The 24,601-nt window shown below is 51.8% G+C and carries 20 protein-coding genes and 2 pseudogenes; 18 read left to right on the forward strand and 4 right to left on the reverse strand.

Annotation, left to right across the window (positions count from 1 at the left end):
- Window positions 1-5: 5 nt before the first annotated feature.
- The gene (locus tag AC6I1F_RS10490) at window positions 6-1,277 is read right to left on the reverse strand and encodes a nickel-dependent lactate racemase family protein (protein WP_290432594.1); all 1,272 of its coding nucleotides are present in this window, start codon (window positions 1,275-1,277) and stop codon (window positions 6-8) included.
- 601 nt (window positions 1,278-1,878) lie between these two features.
- On the opposite strand from AC6I1F_RS10490, the gene AC6I1F_RS10495 reads away from it, so the two are divergent.
- Genes AC6I1F_RS10495 through nadD form a run of 4 tightly spaced genes read left to right on the forward strand, consistent with a single transcriptional unit; the run spans window position 1,879 to window position 5,286 of the window.
- The gene (locus AC6I1F_RS10495) at window positions 1,879-2,601 is read left to right on the forward strand and encodes a YebC/PmpR family DNA-binding transcriptional regulator (RefSeq protein WP_160335375.1); all 723 of its coding nucleotides are present in this window, start codon (window positions 1,879-1,881) and stop codon (window positions 2,599-2,601) included.
- 35 nt (window positions 2,602-2,636) lie between these two features.
- Window positions 2,637-3,914, forward strand: coding sequence for a phosphoribosylamine--glycine ligase (gene purD / locus AC6I1F_RS10500; RefSeq protein WP_160335374.1), 1,278 nt, complete (start codon window positions 2,637-2,639; stop codon window positions 3,912-3,914).
- A gap of 5 nt (window positions 3,915-3,919) precedes the next feature.
- Complete coding sequence (locus AC6I1F_RS10505) at window positions 3,920-4,645, forward strand: hypothetical protein (RefSeq protein ID WP_160335373.1); 726 nt, start codon at window positions 3,920-3,922, stop codon at window positions 4,643-4,645.
- 2 nt (window positions 4,646-4,647) lie between these two features.
- A complete protein-coding gene (gene nadD / locus AC6I1F_RS10510) occupies window positions 4,648-5,286 on the forward strand; it encodes a nicotinate (nicotinamide) nucleotide adenylyltransferase (protein ID WP_289163059.1) in 639 nt (212 codons plus the stop codon).
- A gap of 45 nt (window positions 5,287-5,331) precedes the next feature.
- On the opposite strand, the gene AC6I1F_RS10515 is transcribed toward nadD, so the two are convergent.
- Window positions 5,332-6,456 (reverse strand): metallophosphoesterase, encoded by a 1,125-nt coding sequence (locus tag AC6I1F_RS10515; protein WP_160335371.1) that lies wholly within the window; start codon window positions 6,454-6,456, stop codon window positions 5,332-5,334.
- Between the two features lie 215 nt (window positions 6,457-6,671).
- Between AC6I1F_RS10515 and rsfS the strand changes: the two are divergent.
- From rsfS to pdxY, 6 genes and pseudogenes are all read left to right on the forward strand, one after another.
- Window positions 6,672-7,010, forward strand: a pseudogene (gene rsfS / locus AC6I1F_RS10520) (ribosome silencing factor); the annotation flags it as partial.
- A 50-nt stretch (window positions 7,011-7,060) separates the two neighbouring features.
- On the forward strand, window positions 7,061-7,528 hold the full coding sequence (gene rlmH / locus AC6I1F_RS10525; RefSeq protein ID WP_251450947.1) for a 23S rRNA (pseudouridine(1915)-N(3))-methyltransferase RlmH: 468 nt from the start codon (window positions 7,061-7,063) through the stop codon (window positions 7,526-7,528).
- Window positions 7,529-7,533: 5 nt separating this feature from the next.
- Window positions 7,534-8,133 carry a Maf family protein gene (locus tag AC6I1F_RS10530; protein WP_308645412.1) on the forward strand — a complete coding sequence of 200 codons (600 nt, stop codon included), beginning with the start codon at window positions 7,534-7,536 and terminating at the stop codon, window positions 8,131-8,133.
- A 70-nt stretch (window positions 8,134-8,203) separates the two neighbouring features.
- Window positions 8,204-8,806 (forward strand): chromate transporter, encoded by a 603-nt coding sequence (locus AC6I1F_RS10535; RefSeq protein WP_289163056.1) that lies wholly within the window; start codon window positions 8,204-8,206, stop codon window positions 8,804-8,806.
- Complete coding sequence (locus AC6I1F_RS10540; protein WP_251450945.1) at window positions 8,803-9,336, forward strand: chromate transporter; 534 nt, start codon at window positions 8,803-8,805, stop codon at window positions 9,334-9,336. The genes AC6I1F_RS10535 and AC6I1F_RS10540 overlap by 4 nt, the downstream gene beginning before the upstream one ends.
- An 88-nt stretch (window positions 9,337-9,424) precedes the next feature.
- Complete coding sequence (gene pdxY, locus AC6I1F_RS10545; RefSeq protein WP_289163054.1) at window positions 9,425-10,288, forward strand: pyridoxal kinase PdxY; 864 nt, start codon at window positions 9,425-9,427, stop codon at window positions 10,286-10,288.
- Between the two features lie 135 nt (window positions 10,289-10,423).
- Here pdxY and AC6I1F_RS10550 read toward each other — a convergent pair.
- A pseudogene (locus AC6I1F_RS10550) lies at window positions 10,424-10,768 on the reverse strand (FKBP-type peptidyl-prolyl cis-trans isomerase); the annotation flags it as partial.
- A 133-nt stretch (window positions 10,769-10,901) separates the two neighbouring features.
- Between AC6I1F_RS10550 and AC6I1F_RS10555 the strand changes: the two are divergent.
- The 8 genes from AC6I1F_RS10555 to AC6I1F_RS10590 all read left to right on the forward strand — a co-directional run bounded on the left by AC6I1F_RS10555 (window position 10,902) and on the right by AC6I1F_RS10590 (window position 22,224).
- Window positions 10,902-12,164 (forward strand): DEAD/DEAH box helicase, encoded by a 1,263-nt coding sequence (locus AC6I1F_RS10555; protein ID WP_290432595.1) that lies wholly within the window; start codon window positions 10,902-10,904, stop codon window positions 12,162-12,164.
- An 87-nt stretch (window positions 12,165-12,251) separates the two neighbouring features.
- The gene (locus tag AC6I1F_RS10560; RefSeq protein WP_202074572.1) at window positions 12,252-13,352 is read left to right on the forward strand and encodes a 3-deoxy-7-phosphoheptulonate synthase; all 1,101 of its coding nucleotides are present in this window, start codon (window positions 12,252-12,254) and stop codon (window positions 13,350-13,352) included.
- Complete coding sequence (locus AC6I1F_RS10565; RefSeq protein WP_160335364.1) at window positions 13,345-13,701, forward strand: hypothetical protein; 357 nt, start codon at window positions 13,345-13,347, stop codon at window positions 13,699-13,701. Before AC6I1F_RS10560 ends, AC6I1F_RS10565 begins: the two co-directional genes overlap by 8 nt.
- A gap of 30 nt (window positions 13,702-13,731) precedes the next feature.
- Window positions 13,732-15,561, forward strand: a complete 1,830-nt coding sequence (locus tag AC6I1F_RS10570; RefSeq protein WP_202074575.1) for an aminopeptidase P family protein — start codon at window positions 13,732-13,734, stop codon at window positions 15,559-15,561.
- A complete protein-coding gene (locus AC6I1F_RS10575) occupies window positions 15,540-16,559 on the forward strand; it encodes a YeiH family protein (protein WP_290432596.1) in 1,020 nt (339 codons plus the stop codon). Before AC6I1F_RS10570 ends, AC6I1F_RS10575 begins: the two co-directional genes overlap by 22 nt.
- Before the next feature lie 99 nt (window positions 16,560-16,658).
- Entirely contained in the window at window positions 16,659-17,876 is a 1,218-nt protein-coding gene (locus tag AC6I1F_RS10580; protein WP_290432597.1) for a multidrug effflux MFS transporter, read from the forward strand.
- A gap of 124 nt (window positions 17,877-18,000) precedes the next feature.
- Window positions 18,001-19,101 (forward strand): efflux RND transporter periplasmic adaptor subunit, encoded by a 1,101-nt coding sequence (locus AC6I1F_RS10585; protein ID WP_290432598.1) that lies wholly within the window; start codon window positions 18,001-18,003, stop codon window positions 19,099-19,101.
- 33 nt (window positions 19,102-19,134) lie between these two features.
- Window positions 19,135-22,224, forward strand: a complete 3,090-nt coding sequence (locus AC6I1F_RS10590) for an efflux RND transporter permease subunit (protein WP_290432599.1) — start codon at window positions 19,135-19,137, stop codon at window positions 22,222-22,224.
- 220 nt (window positions 22,225-22,444) lie between these two features.
- On the opposite strand, the gene AC6I1F_RS10595 is transcribed toward AC6I1F_RS10590, so the two are convergent.
- The gene (locus AC6I1F_RS10595; protein ID WP_251570937.1) at window positions 22,445-24,487 is read right to left on the reverse strand and encodes an IS1634 family transposase; all 2,043 of its coding nucleotides are present in this window, start codon (window positions 24,485-24,487) and stop codon (window positions 22,445-22,447) included.
- Between the last annotated feature and the right edge of the window lie 114 nt (window positions 24,488-24,601).

Below are 24,601 nucleotides of genomic sequence, written 5' to 3' on the forward strand. Positions count from 1 at the left end.
GCCTGTTATTCCACGCGCGGAACGGTGAGAGAACCCTCCGGCATCAGAATCATGCTTTCAACTTTGCCGATTTCGCTTTTTGCGGCGGCAAGCGCTTCTTCGATCGTGTCAAAAGCACCGGAGAAAAGCATATCGCGGGCCATATCGCGGTCAAGCTTGGTCACGAGGTAGTACTTCGCTTTTTCCATCAGGCGCGTCACGGCATAAGCCTTATTTGCGCCAATACGGAAATCCTTTTCAAGCTCGGCGCGAATCGCCTGAGGAGAACCGAGTCTGCGGCAGGCCTGTTCAAGAACAGCCGACCCACTGCCTTCGACACATTCGGCCACCATAATCACAGCGCCACCCTTTCTCACCGCGCAGGCCGCATTATCCATCGTCTTCTGCATTTGATAAACATTAATGTCTTTCGGCCAGCCGCCGCAGGAAGCGATCACTAGATCGGCTTCTTTCGGAATGACACTGCCGTAAACCTCATCCACGAATTTACAGGCAACTTGATGCGCTTTCACATAATCACCTGCAAACATCTTGAGGAACTGATGTTTGGCGTTAAGTACTGCATTGAAAAGAAAGAGAGAGCGTCCTTTTGCAAATAGAGCAACACCTTCCATCTGATCCTCGTAGCAGGGATTGCCTTCGGTCTTGCCAAGACCGGCGTGCGGATCAAGCATGAAACTGTGGTTGACGCGAACTGTTTCCATTGCAGCACAGCCCGGAAGAATCGCCTTTCTTCCGCCGCCGTATCCGCTGAAGTAATGGTGAACAATAGTACCGGTCAGAATGACATGGTCAACATCACAGAGATGGCGATTAATCCACACGGGCGTACCGCGAGAGGTTGTACCGAAATATTTAAAGTCCTCCTGATTGGTGCTGACGCTGTTATACATTCTGAGGCGCGAGGCGACGTTTTCTCCGACGGCCTGAACCATTTCCTCATGCGTCATCTCACGATGCGTACCCAGTGCGAAAACAATGTGCATGTCTTCGTCTTTCACGCCGAGCTTATTCATCTCGTTGACCAGCACAGGCATAAAGTCATAGGAATTTGCTACTCGAGTCGGATCGTTACAGATAAAGGCTATCTTCTGTCCCGGTTTAACGATTTCATTGATCGGGGCACATCCAATCGGATGGTAGATCGCTTCGAGTACTTCATAAGGGATGTCCTTAATGGTCTCAAAATCATTAGTTCTAACTTCTTTGAGAACGAGAGACTCGTCAAGCTCGATCTCTTTCTTGCCTTTTCCGTAGGCAAATTCATATTTCTTCATTGATTTCTCCTGACACGGCTAAGTAAACGTAACCGAATGTGAATCATGACACTAGTAACAGGATTTTGCATTATTAGTCAGGGTTAATTCCTATATGATCATTGAAATTAGCTAAACCATCTTGGGCGTCGCAAAACTCACATCTTTTCCTGCACGTCTTCGCAGACACTTTCGGCCGATAGCTTCATTCGACAAACCGGCCCGCAGAGTATCGATTAAAAGGACATCGGACGATAGATATAGCCTTTAATCGGGACAGACTTCAGTACACAAACATTCAGTATCCGGCCGAAAAATCGCTGCTTAACCAGATGACGTAACTGTACGGCGCAAATTCAAACCCGCTTGGAAGAGACAACAGGCTAAGAGGCGCCGACTAAACCGGTGCTTTAGGCAGGCCGGGGATATGCCGGTCGCAATGAATGGCTCTACCAGGTTTTAGCGGGCTCGTTAGATGAATTCTCTCCAAAAGGAGAGCTGCATCGCGGCTTGTTACTCAATTTCTGATGTTTCGAGCCTGACCCGAGCGGCAAAAACACAGGAATAAGGGCTCCATTTGCTAAAATGGAGGATTGTCTTTTATAGCTTTAAGGACTCAATAATGTCAGGACATTCCAAGTGGGCCAATATTCAGCATAGAAAAGGCCGTCAGGATGCAAAACGTTCCAATATCTGGACCAAATTAATTCGTGAAATCATTGTTGCCGCTCGTTTGGGCGGCGGAGACCCGGACATGAATCCGCGTCTCAGACTTGCTCTTTTGAAGGCACGCGGAGCCAACGTTCCGAAGGATACCGTTAAAAATGCCATCCTTAAGGGTACTGGCCAGCTCGAAGGCGCCAATTACGAAGAAATTCGCTACGAAGGATACGGAGTCGGCGGCGCTGCGCTCATCATTGACTGCACAACCGACAACCGTACACGTACCGTTGCCGATGTTCGCCATATCCTTTCCAAAAACGGCGGCAATCTCGGTACAGACGGCAGCGTCTCTTTCATGTTCAAGCACTGCGGCTACTTTCTTTTTGCGCCTGGTCTGAACGAAGACGAAGTCATGGAAGTCGCTCTGGACGCCGGAGCTGATGACGTAATCAAAGAAGATGAAGGCTCTATCGAAGTCATCTGCGATCCTTCCGCTTTTGAAGCGCTGAACAAAGCGTTTGCAGATAAAGGCTGGACACCCGAAGTAGCTGAAGTCACGTGGCGCAGCGACACTGAAACCGTCCTTACTGGCGACGAAGGCGAACGCATGCAGCGCCTGCTTGACGCGCTTGAAGATCTGGACGACGTTCAGCAGGTGTACACCACCGCCGTCATCGAATAAATAAATCCCTCAATAATCAACCGAGAGAATCCCTTATGAAGCTATTGGTAATTGGCAGCGGCGGCCGTGAACATGCACTCGCATGGCGGCTTGCCCAATCGCCTCGTGTAGAGACGGTCTATGTAGCGCCCGGCAACGCCGGCACCGCGCGGACGAAAAAACTCCAAAACCTCGCGGTCACCGACTTGAATGAATTGGCAGAATTCGCCGCTTCCAACGACATCGCTTTCACCCTCGTCGGGCCGGAAGCTCCTTTGGCTAAAGGCGTTGTCAATCTCTTCAGAGAGAAAAACCTGCCGATCTTCGGACCGACAAAAGAAGCCGCTCAGCTCGAATCCTCCAAGGATTTTGCCAAAGCTTTCATGAAACGCCACGGGATTCCGACGGCTGATTATGAAACCTTCACAGACGCGGAAGCCGCACATGCGTATGTGCGTGCAAAAGGCGCTCCGATCGTCATTAAAGCCGACGGCCTTGCCGCCGGAAAAGGCGTCGTTGTCGCAATGACTGAGGAGGATGCCCATGAAGCTGTTGATTTCATGCTTCAGGACAACAAACTCGGTTCTGCCGGCGCCCGCATCGTTATCGAGGAATACCTCACCGGCGAGGAAGCGAGCTTTATCGTGATGGTGGACGGAGAGCACGTGCTTCCGATGGCGACAAGCCAAGACCACAAACGCCTGCTTGACGCCGACGAAGGCCCCAATACCGGCGGCATGGGCGCCTACTCTCCCGCACCGGTCGTAACCGACGAAGTCTACCAACTCGTGATGGATCAGATCATTCTTCCGACCGTCCGAGGTATGAAGGAAGACGGCATCGTCTTTACAGGCTTCCTTTACGCCGGCCTCATGATTGACCGCGATTCTGACGGTAAACCAACAGTCAAAACGCTTGAATTCAACTGCCGTTTCGGTGATCCTGAAACACAGCCGATCATGTCGCGCTTAAAGAGCGATTTCCCGGCGCTTGTTGAAGCCGGCATTAACGGCACGCTCGACAAAGTCATTGCCGAGTGGGATCCGCGCAGCGCGCTCGGAGTCGTACTTGCCTCTCACGGCTATCCGGTATCTCCGCGCAAGGGCGATGTCATCACAGGCATCGAAGCGCCGACCGAGGACAGCATGACGTTCCATGCGGGCACAAAACTCGATGAAAACGGCAACCTGCTGACAAGCGGCGGCCGCGTACTCTGCGTCGTCGGTCTCGGCGATACGCTTCGCAGCGCTAAGGACAAAGCCTACAGCGCCGCGGAAAAGATCCGTTTCGACGGAATGCAGTACCGCAAAGACATCGGATACAGAGCGCTCTAATCTTTATGAAATTTGCAACGTTTGCCCTTGCTGCTTCATTGATCGCGGGCTCGGCTGCGGCCTGCTTCGCGCAGACCACATCGCCTCTGCCCGCCCCTTATCCGCAGGACAACACGCCGAGGCCCTTCAATTACCCGGAGGGCCTTAACTCTCCTACATTTACGCTCGAAGAAAATCCCGCAGCGGTCATTAACTTCGGCGATTTCCCGGTCATTCTCGATCAAACGCCGCTCTCAGTTGTCACCAAAGTGTTCGGCGGAGAACTGCACCACCTGCCCGATAGAACGGACTATCTCTGCTACTCGGCTCCTCTTCAGAGCGATCCGTACGCTCCGAAACCAAAGCGCAGAAAGAAGGCGGACGAAGAACAGGAACCGGTTTATATCGGACAGAATATCTGGCTGATTGTCGGCCCCCGCGGACAGATTTCCGAAGCCCGAGCTGAAGCAGTAACAGAAGACGGTGAGCTTTGTCCGGCTCTTGCGGAAAACTTTCAGGATGTCTCTTTCGGCCCCCTGCGGATCGGGACCACGCTTTCAGCGGCAGCAATGAAGAAAGAAAATCTTCCTCAGATGAGCGCCTCTGAGGAAGACTCTCCCTGGAAGTTCTGGTTTGCGAACAAAGCTCAGGATCGTTTTAATCTTCGTTACGGTTTTTTAGGCGCCGAGCTCAACGACAAACAGAAAATCCTTAAGCTGTTCTCTGTTGAAATTGAATTCAAGGATAAATAGCTTTGCGCATCGGAATTTTCGGCGGTACCTTTGATCCGATTCATGAGTCCCATGTTGAAATGGGACTCGATGCCGTACGTGAGCTCTCGCTCGACAAACTCTTCTATGTTCCGACGCGTCCCTGGCAAAAAACCGCCAGAGCATGCGAAGAAGACCGACTCCGCATGCTTGAGACCGCGCTTGAACCTTATAGAGATCAGCTGGTCGCCGACACAAGAGAGCTGACCCGAGGCGGCCCTTCCTACAGCATTGACACGCTCTACTCATTCAGACGGGAATACGGAGAGCAAACTCCTATCTTTTTTGTCATGGGCAGCGATCAGTGGAAAAACCTCACGACGTGGATTCTCTGGCAAAAGTTTCCTTTGCTGGCCAATTTATTTGTTGTCACCCGGGACGGCAGCTTGGGCGAGAATCCCTACGGAGATAAATTTCCCATTGTTCCGCCAAGTGACGCGGCCTGCTCTGAAGAGCCGTCCGGTTCAATCTGCGTCGCAAAATTTGAACCGGCCGCCTACTCTTCCACTCAAATCCGCAGAGCCCTCGCAAATGAAATGACCCGCGATCGGCCGATTCCCGGCCTCAGCGCTCAAATTCACCAATACATTCTTGAACACGGCCTTTACCGCGCCGAAAACTAAGAGCCCCGCTTGACGCGGGTCTGTTCTTCGTTCTATTTGACTGAACTACTCCAAAGTTATGTCGGTGATTTCCGAGGGAACACCGATACGAATCGAAAAGCCGTTCCATAAGCCGGTTCCGCGATTGACGTAAACCAATTTATCGGATCTTTGGTATGCGCCGGAAACCATGCCGTCATTAAAGTAGGCAAGGATCGGATACATGAAGAAAATATGCCCGCCGTGCGTATGTCCCGAAAGCTGCAAGTCCACGCGCTCGCTGCTGCCGCTGGTCGTTTTCGGCTGATGCGTCAGCAAAATTCTAGTCGCATTCTCGGGTGTGCCGGCAAACGTCTTTTTCAAATCAGGCCCCTCTAATCCGAATCGGGAGGCACCCAGGTCTGTCGTTCCTCCCACAATCAGAGCCGCCTCGTTTTTCTTCAAAACCGCACTCTGATTCTGAAGCATATTCAGCCCCAGCTGAGACAGTGCTTTCATCCAGTTGGCGTAACCGGAATAGTATTCATGGTTGCCCGGGATCGCGTAAACACCGTACTTGGTTTTCAGCTCCTTTAAAGGCTCGAGCTTAAAAAGAGTTTTCGGCACGCTTCCGTCGATAAAGTCTCCGGTAATCAGTACCATGTCTGGGTGAAGTGCGTTGGTTTTCTTCACCACTTCGCTCAGCCACTCAGCACCCTGCACGGGTCCGATGTGCAGATCGCTCAGCTGAACGATCTTTGTACCCTTCCAGGCATCCGGCAGCCCTTTAACTTTAAGTGTGACTGCTCTTACATCGGGAACGCGAATCGCTTCCCACATACCCCAAAAGCCCGCAGCTGCCGATACGGCCATCAGCACAGCAAGCATCGTGTTGTTGTTAAAGCTGAAACCGACCGAAACACCCCACTTTTTCAAGAGCCACAGTGCAAGAGAGCAAACGTCTTTGAAGAAAAGAAGAGCCGTCAAAACAACTAAGGCGCCGTAAAGCGCTTCATAAATAAGCAGCGCCTTACCCTTAACAAAGGGCTCAAAAAACGTTCCTCCTCCGATGGAGTAGGCCTGATATTTCAGAGCGATCGCCAAAATGATGAGCGAAAGCACAGCCTTCCACAGCCAAGAGACTTTCAGAGGCAGAACGCCGCTGCATATAGAATAAATCGCCAGAAAAAGCGAAGGAAAAAGTAAAAACATGGTCTGAGCGTTATGGTGTTTAGGCTGAAAATTATATCAATGCGAATTTCCGGGTACTTGTCTGATTATTCAGAGAATTTTAGTTTTTGTTTCAATTCCGGCGTTTCGTTCGACCGCCTATGTTTAGAATATCTCGTTTATGTTCAGAATTAATAAGACGAGCAGTTTCTGCCCGACAAACACGAAACCTCGTCAATAGAAAAGGCTACTTATATATGGATATTCGCAAACTTCAGAGAGTCATTGTCAACGCTTTAGAGGACGTTAAAGCTCAGGACATCAAGGTCTTCAACACCTCCAAGCAGACAGCTCTCTTTGACCGTGTTATTGTCGCTACGGCCAACTCGAACCGTCAGACCCGCGCCCTCGGCCATCATGTGTTCATGGAAGTGAAGGAGAACGGCGGCGAAGCAGTCGGCATCGAAGGTCTTGAAACCGGAGAATGGGTGCTTGTTGACTGCGGAAGCGCCATCGTTCACATCATGCAGCCGACGCTGCGCGCTTATTACAACCTGGAGGAACTCTGGGGCGGCAATCCCGTTCGCATGAAGCTCCTCGAAGAAGAAAGCGCTCAGGCTTAATTTCGTCCGAATCGCGTCCAACCATGAAAATCACCGTTATCGCCGTCGGCCTGAAAATGCCCGCCTGGGCTTCCGAGGCCTCCGAAGACTATCTGCATCGCTTCCCCTCGGACTGGAAGGTTGAATTGAAAACCGTAAAGGCGGAAGACCGAAACACCAAATCCATTCCTAAGGTAATGGAAGCCGAAGCCGAGAGAATCCGCGCGTCGATTCCGCGTGACGCGATTATCGTAATCATGGACGAGCGAGGTCACGACCTGACCAGTCAGAAACTTGCGCAGCAAATTAATAAATGGGGAGATCAGGGACGCCCTATCGCTTTCATTATCGGAGGCGCTGACGGGATCGATCCAAATCTGAAAGCCGAGTGCTCATACATGCTGCGGCTTTCTTCTCTCACGCTTCCGCACGCCATGGCGCGGGTTCTGCTGCTCGAGCAGCTCTACCGCAGCTGGTCGCTTCTGCATAACCATCCCTATCATCGAGCTTAACGATCGTGACGTACTTCTATTTAGCGTCCAAGTCTCCCCGCAGAAAGGAGCTGCTCACCCGCTGGGGCTATCGCTTTGAAACGCTTCTGAGCGATCAGCCGGACTCGGTGGATGAAAATGTGCTGGAACACGAAAGCGCGGATCACTACGTTCAGAGAATCGCTTCGGAAAAGTCTGTATGGGGCTTTAAGGAACTCAGCCGGCTCGGCCTGCCGGTACACCCGGTGCTCGCTGCCGATACTACCGTCGTCATGGACGGCATCATTTACGGTAAGCCGGAAAACACGCAGCAGGCGTACGATTTTCTATCCGCGTTCAGCGGTAAAACCCATGAAGTGCTGACCGCCGTTGCGATCGCGGTCTCGCATGACATGAAGCTTGAAGCGCTTTCCCGCTCATACGTCACATTCAGACCGCTGACAAAAGCGGAGATTCTTGCCTACATCGCAACCGGAGAACCGATGGATAAAGCCGGCGCCTACGGCATACAGGGCAAAGCCGGCGCGTTTGTAGAAAAGATCTGCGGAAGTTATTCCGGCATCATGGGGCTGCCTCAAATGGAAACTGTACAGCTGCTGCAGGCCGCAGGATTCCCATATTTTTAAACGTCAAATTCTTTTTTAGTGTTTAGCGCGAACCATAATAATAGGCTCTCTTCCAAACAGTCCTATTGATATGTCCGATTCCGACATTAGTCCCGACAGTCTCGTCTGCCGCCCCAAAAACTGCTGGGACCTCTATATCTCTTTCACGCTGATGGCGCTTCAGGCCTTCGGCGGATCAACTGCAATCGCTCAGCAGTTTCTCGTGGATCAGAAAAAATGGCTCACCCAGTCGCAGTTCCTGGATCTGCTGACCGTCTCGCAGGTACTTCCCGGGCCGAACATCATGATTCTGACCATCCTGATCGGTGACCGCAATTTCGGCTGGAAAGGCGCGCTCGCCTCTTTTCTCGGCATGGTCTCAGTCCCCGGCACGCTGATGCTGAGCGTCTTCGTTTTTTATCAGCAGTTTTCCGACAACCCTCTTGTCTCTCAGGCGCTTGTCGGCATGGCCGCTTCCGCTGCCGGAATGGTCGCGGGAGCCGCGCTCAAGCTCGTCTATAACTGTCGGGAAAATATCATTACACCGCCTGTCTGGATCCTCGGCCTTGTACTGACATTCGTCACGGTCGGCGTCATGAAAATCTCCATGCTTTTCATTCTGCCGATTCTCGGTATTCCGCTCTCGCTTTGGGCCTGGTACCGTTTCCTTAAAGTCGAGGAGCATCACAAATGATTCCCGCCTCTCTTTTTGCTGGACTGTTCATTCACTTTGCGCTCATCTCCATAATGGCGATCGGCGGCTTCATGGCCACACTTCCCGGTATGTATTCGTACCTTGTCGACACTGCCGCGCTGCTCACACCGGAGCAGTTTGCCAAGACGGTCGCTTTCGGGCAGTCGCTTCCCGGCCCCAATATGCTGATCGCGGGCGTACTCGGATGGGCGGCGTGCGGACCTCTCGGCGCGCTTGCTACGCTCAGCGGAACAGCAATTCCTTTTTCTTTGATCGCGGTTGCGGCCGGCCGTTACGTGCGCGAACACAAGACAAGTTATCTTGTCCGCGCCTACAAGTCCGGCATGGCACCCGTCGCCATCGGCCTGCTCTTTGCAACCGCCTATCTGCTCCTCAGCGGAGATCTGACCAACTGGAAGTCCGTCTGCTGGGCAGCCGTCGTGACACTGATCGTGTGGCGCACAAAGTTTCCGCTCATCCTTCTGATCGCCGCGGGCGGCGTGTTGGGTGCATTAGGCGTCTTTGCCTAACTTGCGGAAAATTGTACGGAAAATGCGAAACAACCTAGGTATTGTCTATATGATTCCTATAGATTCAATTACTCCATAGTTGTTCAAGATGCCGCGTTTTGTACTCACCATTCAGTCCCATGTCGCCTTCGGCTTTGTCGGAAATTCCGCCGCAGTCTTCCCTCTGCAGCTGAGAGGATTTACACCGATCGTCATCAACACGGTCGAATTTTCCAATCACACCGGTCATCCTCAGACGAGAGGTCAGGTGTTTACCGCCGAAATGATTGAAGAAGTCATTGAAGGTGTCAGAGAGCTTGGCGTACTGCCAAAATGCGAAGGACTGCTCTCGGGCTACTTAGGTGACGCAGGCATCGGCAAAGTTGTCCTTCATTTAGCCGAAGAGATCAAACGAGCGAATCCGAACGCCATATGGCTGTGCGACCCTGTGATGGGCGACACGGACTCGGGCGTGTTTGTTCGTCCCGGAATTCCGGAATTCATGAAAGCGCATTTCCTGAACGGACTTGCAGACATCACTACGCCGAACCAGTTTGAATTGGAGCTTCTGCTTGGACGCCCCGTTGTTTCGCGTCAGGATGCAGTGGAAGCGGCAAGAAATCTGTTTATTGAAAAAGGATGCAAAGTCGTTTTTGTGACCAGCCTGCTGACCAAGGACGTTCCGCAGGGGTTCATTGAGACGCTTGCCGTCACGGCTGACAAAGCCTGGACAGTGCGCACGCCGTTTATCTCTCAGAAGGCCGTGCCCAACGGCCAGGGAGATGTCTTCGCCGCTTCTTCTTTCGGTATCTATCTCAACACGCATTCCGCCAAAGCGGCCCTTGAAGGCGCTGTCAGTACGCTTTACGGTCTGGTCAGCGCCGCGCCTGACAATGACTTAGATCTGCCGCTCATTGACGCTCAGAAGGAAATCCTCACACCGAGCTCTATCTTTAAGGCTGAAGAAATCTAGCTCATCAGGCCCTAACGAAAAAATCCCGGCGCGCGACCGGGATTTTTTGTTGAAAGTAAATAGTTACTTAGCGACGTTCGGAGCGGAAACCGGCTCAATCACGTCTTCTGCCAGCTGCCATTTGCCTTTGTCTTTGACGCCAAGAAGCTGAACTTCAAAAATCAGAGTCGCATTCGGCGGAATCACATCACCGGCGCCTCTGGAGCCGTATCCGTACTGAGCCGGAATAAACAGACGGCGGATTCCGCCGACTCTCATTCCGTCAACGCCCTTATCCCAGCCCTGGATCACATATCCGGCGCCGAGCGGAAATTCAAACGGCTGATTGCGGTCGACGCTCGAATCAAACTTTGTTCCGTCTTCCAGCCAGCCAGTGTAGTGAACGCGAACCAGTTCACCGGGTGTCGCAACAGCGCCGGTACCGACTTTTACGTCCACAATCTTCAGCTCTTTCAGATCTTGCGTATCAATACCAAACATTTACCTAACCTCCAATTGATTTCGGTTATTTAGTTTTACCAATCTATACCTTTCTTATTACCCGAACTCGGGGTCTCCCTCAGTTTGAGCCCCTCCCGCTGCGATACACTCCAATGCGTTTGGAGGTGTTCAATTGTCAGACTCATTTAAAGCATTTAATTTCCATCCGCTGATTGTCCGGGCGATCGAAGACAGCGGTTTCACAAAACCGACGCCGATCCAAGTTAAGGCGATCCCTTTAGTCCGAGACGGACACGATCTTCTTGCGGCAGCTCAGACCGGAACCGGGAAAACCGCCGCGTTTGTTCTGCCGCTTCTTCAGGATATCGCGGAAAATCCCACAAAGTATCAAAAGAAGTCTGCTCGAGTTCTGATTCTCACTCCGACTCGTGAGCTTGCCGCTCAGGTGCTTGAGACGATTGACCAGCTCGGCGCGCACATGAACATTCGATCGGCCGTTGTCTTTGGCGGGGTCGGCATCAACCCGCAGAAAGCCGCTATCGCTAAAGGGCTCGACTTTCTCGTGGCTACCCCGGGCCGACTCCTTGATCTGATGAGCCAGAAAATGGCAGATCTCTCTCAGACGCATACACTGATTCTTGATGAAGCGGATCGCATGCTCGACATGGGGTTTCTGCCGGATCTGAAGAGAATCGTCAAAGCGCTCCCGCAAGATCGTCAGACACTGCTGTTTTCCGCAACGTTCTCTCTGGAAATCCGCAAACTCGCAGGCGACTTCCTGAAAGAGCCGAGATCAGTTGAAATCGCAAGAAATCAGGATGCCGCCTCAGTTCATCAGACGCTCTACCGCGTTCCCAAATCAGAAAAGCATACTGCGCTCCGCGATCTGATCGTCGACAACGGCTTGGATCAGATGCTGGTTTTCACACGCACGAAGTACGGCGCAGATAAACTCTGCCGGCAGCTCACCAAAGACGGCCTGAAGGCGCGCGCGATTCACGGCGATAAGTCTCAGGCGGCAAGAACCACCGCGCTGAAAGAATTCAAGAATCACGAACTGCCGATTCTGGTCGCGACCGATATCGCTGCCAGAGGTCTCGATATTGAAAAGCTGCCTCAGGTTGTAAATTATGAGCTGCCTCAGCAGGCAGAAGACTATGTCCACAGAATCGGCCGAACCGGACGCGCGGGAGAAAGCGGACAGGCTTTCTCTCTTGTGTCCTCCGAAGAGCTTGACCGCCTTAAAGCGATCGAGAAATTCATTAAGAAGCCGCTTCGCCTGACCGATTTTCCCGGAATGGACTACTCGAAAGAGAACGAACCTCAGCAGGATCCGCCCAAGAAAAAAGCGATTAAGCGTGCGTCCCAGAAGCGTCGTCCCGCAAAGAATTCTCGCAGGTCCGCTCCGAGAAAGTCAGGAAAACAGCAAATTTAACAATTCCTTCTTCAGAATTCGGGCAGGGTGTGCCTATCCTCTTAGAATTGAAGTTCAGCTAAAAGACAAATCGACGAACAATAGGTTATGAAGACTCCAGATCTGAACGAAGTAAAAATTCAAGCGGGATTTTCTTTAGAAGACATCAATATTGAAGGATTTTCTCCGATGCCCTCTCCCGCAGAAATCAAGCGTCTTGCTCCTTTGACCGAGGCGGCAGCTGAAACCGTCAATAGAAGCAGAACAGACATTAAGAAGATTCTCGACAATATCGACGATCGGCTTCTTGTCATTACCGGTCCGTGCTCGATCCACGACCCGAAGGCCGCGCTCGAATATGCGGAGAGACTTCTGAAGCTGTCCGAGCATGTTTCCGAAACCATTCTGCCTGTGATGCGCGTCTACTTTGAAAAGCCGCGTACCGTCACCGGATGGAAAGGCTTTATCAATGATCCGCACATGGACAACTCGTTCCAGATGGCCGAAGGCATGCTGCGGGCACGCGAACTGATGATCAAGATCAATGAAATGGGTCTTCCGGTCGCCACTGAAGCGCTCGATCCGTTCGGTCCGCAGTACCTCGGCGAGCTGGTCAGCTGGTATGCTATCGGCGCGCGAACCACAGAAAGTCAGACGCACAGAGAAATGGCGAGCGGGCTTTCCGCACCGGTCGGCTTTAAAAACGGCACCGACGGTCAGCTTGATTCCTCAATTAATGCGGTCAAAGCGAGTCGTCAGGGCCATTTCTTCCTGGGTATTTATGAAGACGGCAGAAGTTCCATCGTCCGCACTAAGGGCAATCGCTACAGCCACCTCGTTCTCAGAGGCGGCGGCGGACGTCCGAACTTTGACACGGTGAGCGTCATGCTTGCCGAAGAGGCTTTGAAGAAAGCGGGCGTCGCATCGCGCCTCATTATCGACTGCTCTCACGCCAACAGCATGAAGAATCCGGACCTGCAGCCCTTCGTGCTGCGCGACGTCATCACACAGGTCATCAACGGCAGCCGGGCGATTTGCGGCGTTATGCTGGAAAGCAACCTCTTTGCCGGCAATCAGAAGATTCCGGATGATCTGAGTCAGCTGAAATACGGCGTGTCCGTGACCGATGCGTGTATTGACTGGGAGGCCACGGAACATGCTTTAAGAACCACGCACCGTCGTCTTTTGGATAAGAAATTAAATGGTTAAACGCATTCTTCTTCTCACCGCGGCGCTTGCCGCGGCGATTCTCGCAGGCTGTACCTCTGCTCCGTCGCACCGCTCCCCTTTTGAAGCGAAAGCCGATAGAGATGGACTCGACCCTCTGATTGACGCGCCGCTGAGAACTCAGGCCGTCTGCAAAGGAACCGGGTTGTTCTCCGCCGGCATGAAGCTCGGCGGTTTCTCATTTGAATGCCCCGACCTGGACGTGGTCGCGACCATGAACGAGCTTCGCGACGCGGGCTGGAGAGTGGAAACCATCCGTATCGGTCATCAGGAAGTCGATAGTGAAGAAAGCGGCTCTCAGCTGACCGTGACCATGCGCAAAGTCTATTAATTGTTTTAGGAGGATCCGGCAGTGGACAGCATGACAGCCGTGCGGCTCAGCAAACTTCGTTCTTTTTTTCAGAACTTAGGGCTTAACGGCTGGATCGTTCCCACAGCCGACCCGCATGCTTCCGAGTATGTGGGCGAACATTATGCGCTGCGCAAGTGGCTCTCCGGATTTACGGGTTCCGCCGGCACCCTTGTGGTCACATCGGATCGCTGCGCGCTTTTGACAGACTCCCGCTATTGGGAGCAGGCGCAAAGGCAGCTCGAAGGGACAGAAATCGAATTAGTTCGTCTGAACTGCTCCTATGCAAAGGCGATCGCCGATTGGCTTGCTCAAAACTGCGCAAGCGACTGCGTGATCGGCATCTTCGGAGAAAACATCTCGAAAGCAGCTGTGAACAAATTATCCTCGGAACTCAGAGAAAAGAAGCTCTTTCTTTCAATTCTGCACTCGGATCCTGCGGCCGTGATTTGGGATAACCGGCCTCAGGCGGCCTGCACGGAAATTTACGAGCACTCCGTCTCTCCGAGAAACCGCGCTCAGAAACTTGCCGCTGCCGCAAAAGCCCTCAAAGAAAAAAACGCCGATTGGCTTTTAACGTCCAAACTCGACGATATCGCTTGGGTTTTTAATCTCAGAGGCTCTGACGTCCCCTGCAATCCGGTCTTCTATTCCTACGCGCTGATCGGAAGCGATCAAAAAGCCTTTCTCTTTGCCGCGCTGAACAAAATCAAACCGGAGCTGCGCACAAAACTCGAGCAGGACGGCGTAACCCTCTGCAATTATCAGGGCGCGATTGAAGAAATCGAAAAAATTCTCTCGAACTCTGATCCGTGTACCGTTTTAGCCGATCCTGAAGAACTCAATGCTTCGCTCTTTGAAATCTTTCCGGAGCACGTCAGGGTGATTGAGGATATCAATCCCATTGAACTTCTTAAAGCCCAAAAGACACCCGAGGAGATTGAGCTGATTCAAAAAGCCATGATTAAAGACGGCGTTGCACTCGTGCGCTTTTACGCCTGGCTTGACGATCACATCCATGAGGGTCTGACTGAAGCGGACGCGGCTGAGAAGTTAAATGAATTCCGAAGCGAGCTTGAGGGCTTTGTTTCGCTCAGCTTCGAGACGATTTCAGCATTCGGCCCCAATGCCGCTCTGCCGCACTATCAGCCTGAGGGCAGAGGTGCGAAAATCGAAGGCAGCGGTTTCCTTTTGATTGACTCGGGCGCTCAGTTCGCTGAAGGAACCACTGATATCACCCGTACCATTTTGGTCGGTGAAGCGGGCGAACAGATGAAAGCAGACTACACATCTGTTTTGCGTGCAACTATTTGTCTTGCAACAACAATTTTCCCCGAAGGCGTTTCCTCACAGGCAATTGACGCGATCGCCCGTCGTCCGATTTGGCAAAATACTGCCGATTTTGGGCATGGGACAGGACACGGTGTAGGTTTTTTCCTTAATGTACACGAGGGACCGCAAAGGATTAGTTATCCGAGAATCAATGTCGGGGACAGCTTGATATCCAGATACAGCGCCATGCTCCCGGGAATGGTCACGAGCGATGAGCCCGGACTCTACCGTCCCGGAAAATGGGGTATCCGCATAGAAAACCTCCTTGCCAATGAGCTGACCGCCGAAAATGAGTTCGGCCGTTTCCTCAGGTTCAGGACTCTGACCCTTTGCCCGATAGATCTCCGGGCTGTCAATGTCGGAGCTCTTTCACCCGAAGAAGTACGTTGGCTCAACTCCTACCATCAGACTGTTCGAGACACTTTGTCTCCCTTCCTCGACGAGAGAACAGCGCAATGGTTGGAGGGCAAGACTAAGGATTTATGCGAATGTCTGAAAAAACAAATTTAAAAACCTGGTTGGAAACCCGTTGGCGCGGGACCCTGATGGCCGTCATCATCGGCGCTGCATCGCTGTTTGTCTCTGAGCACTACGGCGGTCCTGCAGTTCTTTTCGCGCTTTTGATCGGTATGGCTTTTCATTTCCTTTCTGAGGATAAGAGAACGCTTGCCGGCATCAATTTCAGCTCCACCACGATTTTGCGCTGGGGTGTCGGTCTGCTCGGCGCCAAAATCACCGCCGACCAACTCGGACTTCTCTCGCCCGCGCTGCTCTGTATGATTATCGGAGGCGTCTTTGCCACCCTGCTTTTCGGCGCGTTTACCACACGCTTTTCCAAGTGGCCGATTACCGAAGGTACCTTAGCGGCTGCCGCTACTGCGATTTGCGGCGCCTCCGCCGCGATTGCGCTTTCGGCGACGCTGGATAAAAAACAGCTTCGTGAACAGGCGCTTCTTGCGATTGTTGTTACCGTGACTGCGCTCTCAACGCTTGCGATGGTGCTTTATCCGTTCATTTCCCAGTGGTGCGGATTCAATCATGTGGACGCGGGTATTTTCCTCGGCGGCACCATTCATGACGTCGCCCAGGTGGTCGGTGCGGGCGCCATGATCGGACCGGACGCGCTTGAGATCGCGAGTCTGACGAAGATGATTCGTGTCGCGCTTTTGATCCCGATCCTGATTATCTTCATGTTTATCTTCGCAAATAAACAGCACCGTGAAGAAGAGGAAAAGGCAAAGCCCTGGTACAAGAATATTCCGATGTTCCTGCTCGGCTTTATCGCACTTGCCGCTTTGAACTGCTTTGGCGTTATTCCGGTCAAAGTTTCCAACGCGCTGGGCGAAATCTCCAGACTCTTTATTCTGATTTCAATTTCCGCCCTCGGCCTTAAGACCTCGCTCGGCAAACTGAAAGAAGTCGGCTGGACTCCGATCGTTCTCATGTCCATCGACACGATCTTCCTTCTCCTCTGGGTCATCATCGGCATCTTCTTAATCAGAGGCTGATTTAAACCCGTGCAGTACAGAGACCCGAAATTATTCGGGTCTTTTTTTATCCCTGTCCGTAACGATTACAATTCTCACCATAAATCTCAAACTACGCATATGAATAAAAAGAACTCTATTTGGCTTGTCACTATTACGCTGGCCAGTCTCGGTATGATCGGCCCTTTTGCTACAGACACTTATCTGCCGAGCTTTCAGGAAATTGAAGCCGAGTTCGGCACACCGGAGGCGCTGGTTCAGCAGACGCTTTCCATCTATCTGATTACCTTTGCGGTCATGACGCTCATCTACGGAACGCTCTCCGATATGTTCGGCCGCAAGCCGATTATCATCGGCGGACTCATGCTGTTTTTCGGCTCGTCTCTTTTTGCGGCCTGCGCGCCGAATTTCAAATGTCTGCTGATTGCCCGAGGGCTGCAGGGACTGACCGCGGGAGCCGGTATTGTGATCGGACAAGCCGTCGTGCGGGACTTGTACGGCGGATCAACCGCTCAGCAGCTCATGGCTAATATTGCGATGGTTTTCTCGCTTGCGCCTGCGATCGCTCCGATTCTCGGCGGCGCTATCGCGGACCACTTAGGCTGGCGTTTTGTTTTCGTGTTCATAATGCTGTACGCCGCCTCTATGATCTTGCTGACCTGGCGCGCACTTCCTGAGAGCCTTCCGCCTGAGAAACGTCAGCCGGTGAATTTCAAAAATCTTGCCGAACAGTATCGGGATACGTTAAAAGACAAGTCCTTCATGTTTGCCGCTTTCAGCACCGGACTTTCCTTTGGCGGTCAGGCAACCTATATCGCCTGCGCAAGTAACATCATTGTCAAAATCCTCGGCATGCCGGTCACGCAGTTCGGCTGGCTGTTCATCCCAATGATTTCCGGTACGGTTTTCGGCAGCTGGCTTTCGGGCCGACTCGCGCGTAAATTCTCGACGCCCCTGATTGTCAACCTCGGTCTGACCTTTATGACCATCGGCGCAGCTGCCGACCTGGCCTGTTCGATTTGGCTGGACGACTATTTGGGCGTACCTTACATGTTCTTCCCAGTCACGCTGTGCATTTTCGGCATGTCCATTGCCCGTCCGGGCATGACGATCATGTCACTCAGCATGCGTCCCAAGACCCTTGGTCTGGCAAGCTCGCTCGTAGCGTTCTGCCAGACGGTCGTCTTTGCCGTGATCTCAGGTCTGATCGCTCCGCTGCTCTTCGGCTCACTCGTGAAAATGTCCGTCTCTCTTGCAATCTGCACCGCCGTCTCCATCGCTTTCTGGATTCTCAGCCGCCTGACGGGACAGATCCGCCACGCCGACGTCGTCGAATAAGCGATTTTTTTGAAAAATAATGTTTATATTTCAGAATGTTGTTGGGGATATCCCGAGAGCTTCAGTACAAAGTTCTACGGCTTTCGGTTATCTTTAAACTATCAGGATGGATCCGAAATAAAAAATGCATTTTCTCAAGCCGACCTCAATCATTCTTTGTTCCCTAGCCGTTCTGTTCGCGCTCGGCGGCTGCGGAGAAAAAAAAGCGAGTGCCCCTAAGCAGACTCAGCTGACCGTGACCACGCTCACGGCAGTCTCAGGCAGCCAGCCCTATGTCGTCGATCTTTTCGGCCAGACGGAAGGTCAGCAGGCCGTGATTGTTTATCCTCAGGTAACAGGGCCGATTATTTCCAGAGACTATACGGAAGGCGCGCTCGTAAAAAAAGGCGACAAACTCTTCACGATTGATCCGGCACCCTTTGATGCCGCGCTGCAAAGCGCAAAAGCCGCGGTTGCTCAGGCTGAGGTCAGTCTGGCAAAGGCTTCTCGAGAAGCCGCCCGCTACACCAAGCTGCATAAATCGGAAGCGGTCAGCGAGAAGGAATATACCGACGCTGTCAGCGAACTCGCTTTGTGCAAAGCGAATCTGCGGGCGGCTCAGGCCAAACAAAGAGAGGCGGAAATCACGCTTGGATATACAGAGGTTAAGGCCCCTGTCGACGGTATTGCAGGCCGAGCCTTAGTGAATCCGGGTGCGTTAGTAAGCGCCAACTCCACTGCGCTTACCGATATCACACAGGACAATTTGCTTAAAGTTCGATTCTCTCTGAGTGACAACGATCTGCACGGATACTCCGTGAATGATCATTCTCCGGTTTCTGTCGTTGATGACAGAAACGGGCAGGAGACACCGGCCGTTATTGAATTCACCGCCACGCAGATCGACCCGGAAACCGGTGCGCGTTCTCTAAGCGCTGTGATTCCGCAAAGCAACGGTTTACTTCCGGGACAATACGTCACAGTTCATCTCACGCTCGGTGAACAGGACGGCGTCTTTCTCGTTCCTCAGAGCGCGGTTCGACAGCTTTCGGACGGCACCTACAGCGTTTATGTCTACAGTGACGGAAAAGCGCGTCAGAGACCGGTTACGGTTGGCCGCTGGCAGGGTACTGACTGGATTATCACATCCGGCCTGAATGACGGAGACGAAGTAATTATTGACCAGATACAGAAACTTCGAGATAAAGCCGCCGTCAATAAAAAAGAAGCGGCTCAGAAAAAATAAAACCCGCGTTCAAAATCCCTCGGAGAGAAGTTCATGCTTTCGCAATTTTGTATCAAACGTCCCATCTTCGCTTCGGTCTTATCCATCCTTATCGTCATCGCGGGTCTTTTAGCCTGGCGTGCACTTCCGATTTCGCAGTATCCGGAAATTACTCCGCCGACTGTTTTCGTGACCGCCTCTTATGAGGGCGCGGATGCCGAAACTCTGGCAAAGACGGTCGCGGCTCCGATCGAAGATCAGCTCTCCGGTATTGACGGGCTGCTCTACTATGAAACCGCCATCCGCTCCAACGGTATGGTCCGCATTACCTGCACGTTCGAAGTGGGGACCAACCCGAACGATGCGATGCTTGAAATCAACAACCGAGTTCGGTCCGCTGAACGCAGGCTTCCCGACTCGGTTCGTCAGAACGGCGTCAACGTTCGCAAACGAAGCGAAGAGACACTGATGCTGGTGCCGTTTTACTCTCCGAACGGCAAATATAAACCGATTCAGCTGGCCGACTACGTCAATCAGAACGTTATTGACGCGATTAAACGCGTGCACGGTGTCGGAGACGCGGAAGTCTTTGGCAACTCGCAGAGCGCGATGCGTATCTGGCTTGACCCGAAGAAAATGGCCAAACTCGGCGTCACAGCAATCGACGTCAGAAAGGCGATTGAGGAACAGAACTACCAGTATGCGACCGGTAAAGTCGGTGTTGCGCCGACCCCTGAAGAACAGCAGCTCGTCTACACCATCCGCACCAAGGGACAACTTCTCACACCGGACGAGTTCGGCAATATTACCGTTCGATCCAAGGGCGCTGACGGTATCGTACGCATCCGAGATATTGCGCGCGTGGAAGTCGGCAACCGCAGCTATGAAGCGTACAACCAACTGAACGAAAGACCTTCAATCACATTCGCGGTTTATCTGCAGTCCGGCGCCAACGCCATGCAGACCGCGATTGATGTAAAAAAACGTCTGACCGAACTCTCTCAGCACTTTCCGGATGACCTGGCCTATGTCATCACAGACGACAACTCACGATTTGTTGAAGCCGCGCTGAATGAAGTCCTTCATACACTCTTTGAGGCGGGACTCCTGGTGCTCATCGTCGTGTTTGTTTTCCTGCAGAGCTGGCGCGCGACACTCATTCCGATGCTGGCAGTTCCCGTATCGCTGATCGGCACAATGGCGGGTCTCTGGGTTCTGAACTTCTCGATCAATACCCTGACGCTGTTTGCAATGACGCTCGCCATCGGTATCGTCGTCGACGATGCGATTGTGGTACTTGAAAACATCGAACGAATCATGTCAGACGATGATCTTGATCCGTATGAAGCGTCTCAGAAAGCCATGAAAGAAGTCGGCAGCGCGCTGATCGCAATCGTACTCGTACTGACGACGGTATTTACGCCGGTCGCCTTCCTCGGCGGCATCGCGGGCGAACTTTATCGTCAGTTTGCGGTCACCATCGGTATCTCGGTTATTCTTTCGGGCTTTGTCGCCCTGACGCTGACTCCCGCCCTCTGTGCCATTCTGCTGCGTAAGAATGAAAAGAAGATGGCGGTCTTCAAGCTGTTTAATCTTGGGTTTGATCATTTCCGGGAATTCTTCATCCGGGGCGTGCACTTTAATCTGAACAACCGCTGGATTACCGCAGTACTTCTGGCTGTCGTTCTTGTGGGATGCTGGAAACTCATGGATATTATCCCGACCTCATTTGTTCCGCGCGAAGACCAAGGTCTGCTTCGTGTTTCCATGCAGCTGCCCGAAGGCTCTTCTTTGGTCCGCACCGGCAAAGCGGTTGCGGAGTTAAATAAAGAAATTCGAGATCTGGAGTCTGTCGATAACGTAACCGCTCTGGTCGCCAATGACACGGTCGCAAACGACACCAAGTCCAACGCGGCTTCCATGGTTGTACAGCTCAAGCCTTGGAAAGAGCGCACCGAGACCGCAGAAGAGGTTCGTCAGAAAATCCAGAAACTGCTCAACAAGAGAACCGACCTTGTCGGTCAGTCGGTCAATCCGCCTCCGATCCGCGGTTTAGGACGTTCGGGCGGCTTGGATTTTTACATCCAGTCCCGCGAATCGGACGATCCGATCCAGCTGCAGCAGGTCTCTCAGGACTTCAAGGAAAAGCTTGAAAGCCTGCCGGAGATTTCTTCAAGCCGAGCCATGTTCCAGGCAGACGCGCCTCAGCTTTATCTCACGGTTGACGAAGCCAAAGCACTTGCCATGGGCGTTGCGATTTCCGACGTCTACAACACGATCGGATACTTCATGGGCAGTAAATACGTGAATGACTTCACGCGTATCGGCAAGATTTTCCGAGTCATTATTCAGGCGGACGATCAGTTCCGCATGACACCCGAATCCATCGGTGAACTCTATGTTCGCTCCGACTCCGGAAAAATGGTGCCGCTCTCCTCTCTGACCCACATTACCCGTATTTCCGGACCTGAATCTCTGAAACGAGAAAACGGCTTCCTTGCCGCCTCTATGACCGCGAACGCGGCGCACGGCTATTCGACGGGCGACGTGATCCGCGCGGTTGAACAAAGCGCGGAGGAACTTCCGGACGGCTACTACGTCGACTGGACCGGTCAGGCCTTCCACGAAAAACGCATCGGTACCACATCGGCCTACGCCTTTGCATTCGGTCTGATTATCGTGTTCCTGATTCTTGCCGCGCAGTTTGAACGCTGGTCGCTGCCGATCGCAGTCGTGCTTGCGGTGCCTTACGCTATTCTCGGCGCCTTAATCGCGATTTATTTCCGAGGATTCACCAACGACATTTACTTCCAGATCGGTCTGCTGGTCCTTGTCGGTCTGACCGCGAAGAACGCCATTCTGATTGTGGAATTTGCGGCTCAGAAGCTTGAGGAAGGTCTGGCGCTTAAAGACGCAGCTCTGGAAGCCGCCAAGCTGCGTTTACGCCCGATTGTGATGACGTCGCTCGCCTTCATTCTCGGCGTGATTCCGCTTGCTACGGCGACAGGCGCGGGCGCTGCCGCCCGTCAGTCCATGGGTACCGGCGTATTGGGCGGCATGATTGCGGCCACCTTTATCGCGACAATCTTCATCCCGGTCTTCTTTACCTGGTTTGTTGCCAAGAACTCAAAGAGACGTCAATAAGAACTAACGCAAAAGGCGCCGATTCGGCGCCTTTTGCTTATGAATCAAAGCAGTTTACTTGATGTACTTGTTTTCCCAGTTGTCCATGGTTCCGTCTGCTTTGATCTTCTTCATCCAGTCGTTAACCTGAGTTTGGCAGAATTTATCAAATAAAAAAGCTCTCAGTCCTTTGATTATCAGGGAGTTGAGAGCTTTTTAAAATTATTGTCTTGTAGGTATGCTAGAGCATATCTTTGAGCAATTCCGGTATCGAGTCCTCCGCTGTAAGTCTTACTCCTAAACAACGACCCATTTCTTTGATATTGACTAAGCGAGCCGGCGGTACGAGTCCGACCGTTTTGAAGAGTATTTCGAGCTGACTTGGCTGCAGCCTGCGCCCTGATAGCTCAGCTTTAAGTTCTTCCTGAGTCAGCCGCTCTAAGCCCTTTCTAATATTCTGTGGTCTCGAGCACTGCAGGAACATGAGTTCATTAGCACTTTTTATTGGTACGGTCGTCGCCGAGTTTAGTGCTCGGACTATTTCCGAGATGCTCAGAGGAGTTCCGGCTTCTTTCAGCTTCCACTGCAGTAGTTTCAGAATGCCCAGCGCAATTACACAAATGAGTATGTGGCCTTTAATATGATTCGAGTTTCTCACGTACATAGGCCGTAAACCTAAGTGAGACTTCATAACTCTGAAGCAGCTCTCGATCTGGTTAAGTTCGTGGTAGGCTGCGGCTAGGTGTCCGTCCGGTAAAGCGCTTTGCTCCACACAGTCCGGAGCATTTTTGTAGATGAGGGCTGCATATCCGGCAAGGCGGCGTTTAGCTTCGAGGACCTCTTCATCAACGCCTTCGATTTTCGCCTCTACTTTTTCCGAAGTCTTTGCAATGCAGGCCCACCCGGAGCTCTTAGGTTTAACTTTTATGCCTTGCGCCTGTTTCTTTAGTACCAGCTCTTTCCACACTTCGAGCACTGCTAAGTCCCGTTTCTGTCTCTTTTTATCAAAGGTCAGAACCAAGGTGCAGTGAGTATCTTCTTCTTTTACCTTTCCTTTTTTAACCCAGTCTTTTATGACTTTAAAGCGTCCGATTTCCTCTCCTTGTCTGATGATTGGGACATATCCTTCGGGATCGAACATCGCTTTTGTTGTCTTCTGATCCAGATTACTTACTTTCTGCGCCATCAGAAATCCAAGATCATTTGTCTGCAGCATCTTTAAATTTGCCGCAGAATTTAGTCCTCGGTCGGCAACGACGATGCTCTCTTTAACGTTGTATTTTTGTTTCAGAGACTCAATCGAAGAACTCATCGTCTTAAATTCGGATGCGTTTCCGGCGTAGACGTAAAAGTCAATCGGTATTCCTTCTTCGTTAATGACCAAGGCGATGGAGGCTAAAGGCAGGTCGAAGCGGTGCTCTTTTGAGGGGCCTCTCATTCGCAGGTATTCGATCTTTTGCTCCTGGATTTTCTTGATGAAGTCATCAGCCTTCGGACAAGGCCGTAGTCTTCCTTCATCGTCAAAGCACGAGGAATCCAATTCACCGCTTTCATAGGCCAATTCCAGTTCTTGCTGAAGCCGGTCTTGGAAATCTATCTGTTGTCTGCCGCACTCCAAGTCACTCAGCGCAGTTTCAAAGTAGACGTTGGTAACGTCATAAAAAATCAAGGTGGCCTTTGTTTTTCCGAGCTGTTTATTGACTGAGCGGTTAAAGAATCTCATGATCGAGTCTTTGTGCTCAAACAAATAATCGTAAGAATTGTAGTAACTGTCTAAACCGATACCCTGCACAGGCGCACCTAGAAATCCGTCCTGGTCGCCGAATGAGTAAAAAACAGAGTGCGGATCAAGGATTTTTAAAAAACAGAGATAAGAGACAACAGCGTTCAAATCGAATTTTGCTTTTGTTTGTCGCTGTTGTATGTCTTTGAACTTCCGATCTAAATGCAGATGATCATCCCAGAGCTTTTTTAAAACGTAGTGCCCGTACTGCAAAAGAGGAAGCGGACCGCCCGCAGAAACACTGTTTTCAAAGTTCAGCAGAGTCTGAGCTTGTGCGAGTCGATTGAGCGACTGAAGACGACTCTTTTCTGCATAACTATCTTGGTATTTCTTCTTCAGATCTTCCAGATAGTTTGGATTCGACTGAGAAAGAACATCAAGCCGCCCAAGATTTTGGACAACTTTGTGTTTTACCTTCCCGTCTTTGTCTCGATAAGACTCCATCAGCCGGACATAAGTGTACTGTCCTTTGGCGCCACCCTTGCAAGTAGAAACAAACATAGACCACCTCCAATAATGATCTAATTATAACATACCTACTACATATCTACAAGCGAATAATGAATAAAAAGGCCAAAAAACAGACCCCATGGCCGTTGACGACCAAGAGGTCAG

Source organism: Parasutterella sp. St.1A3 (assembly GCF_059728705.1).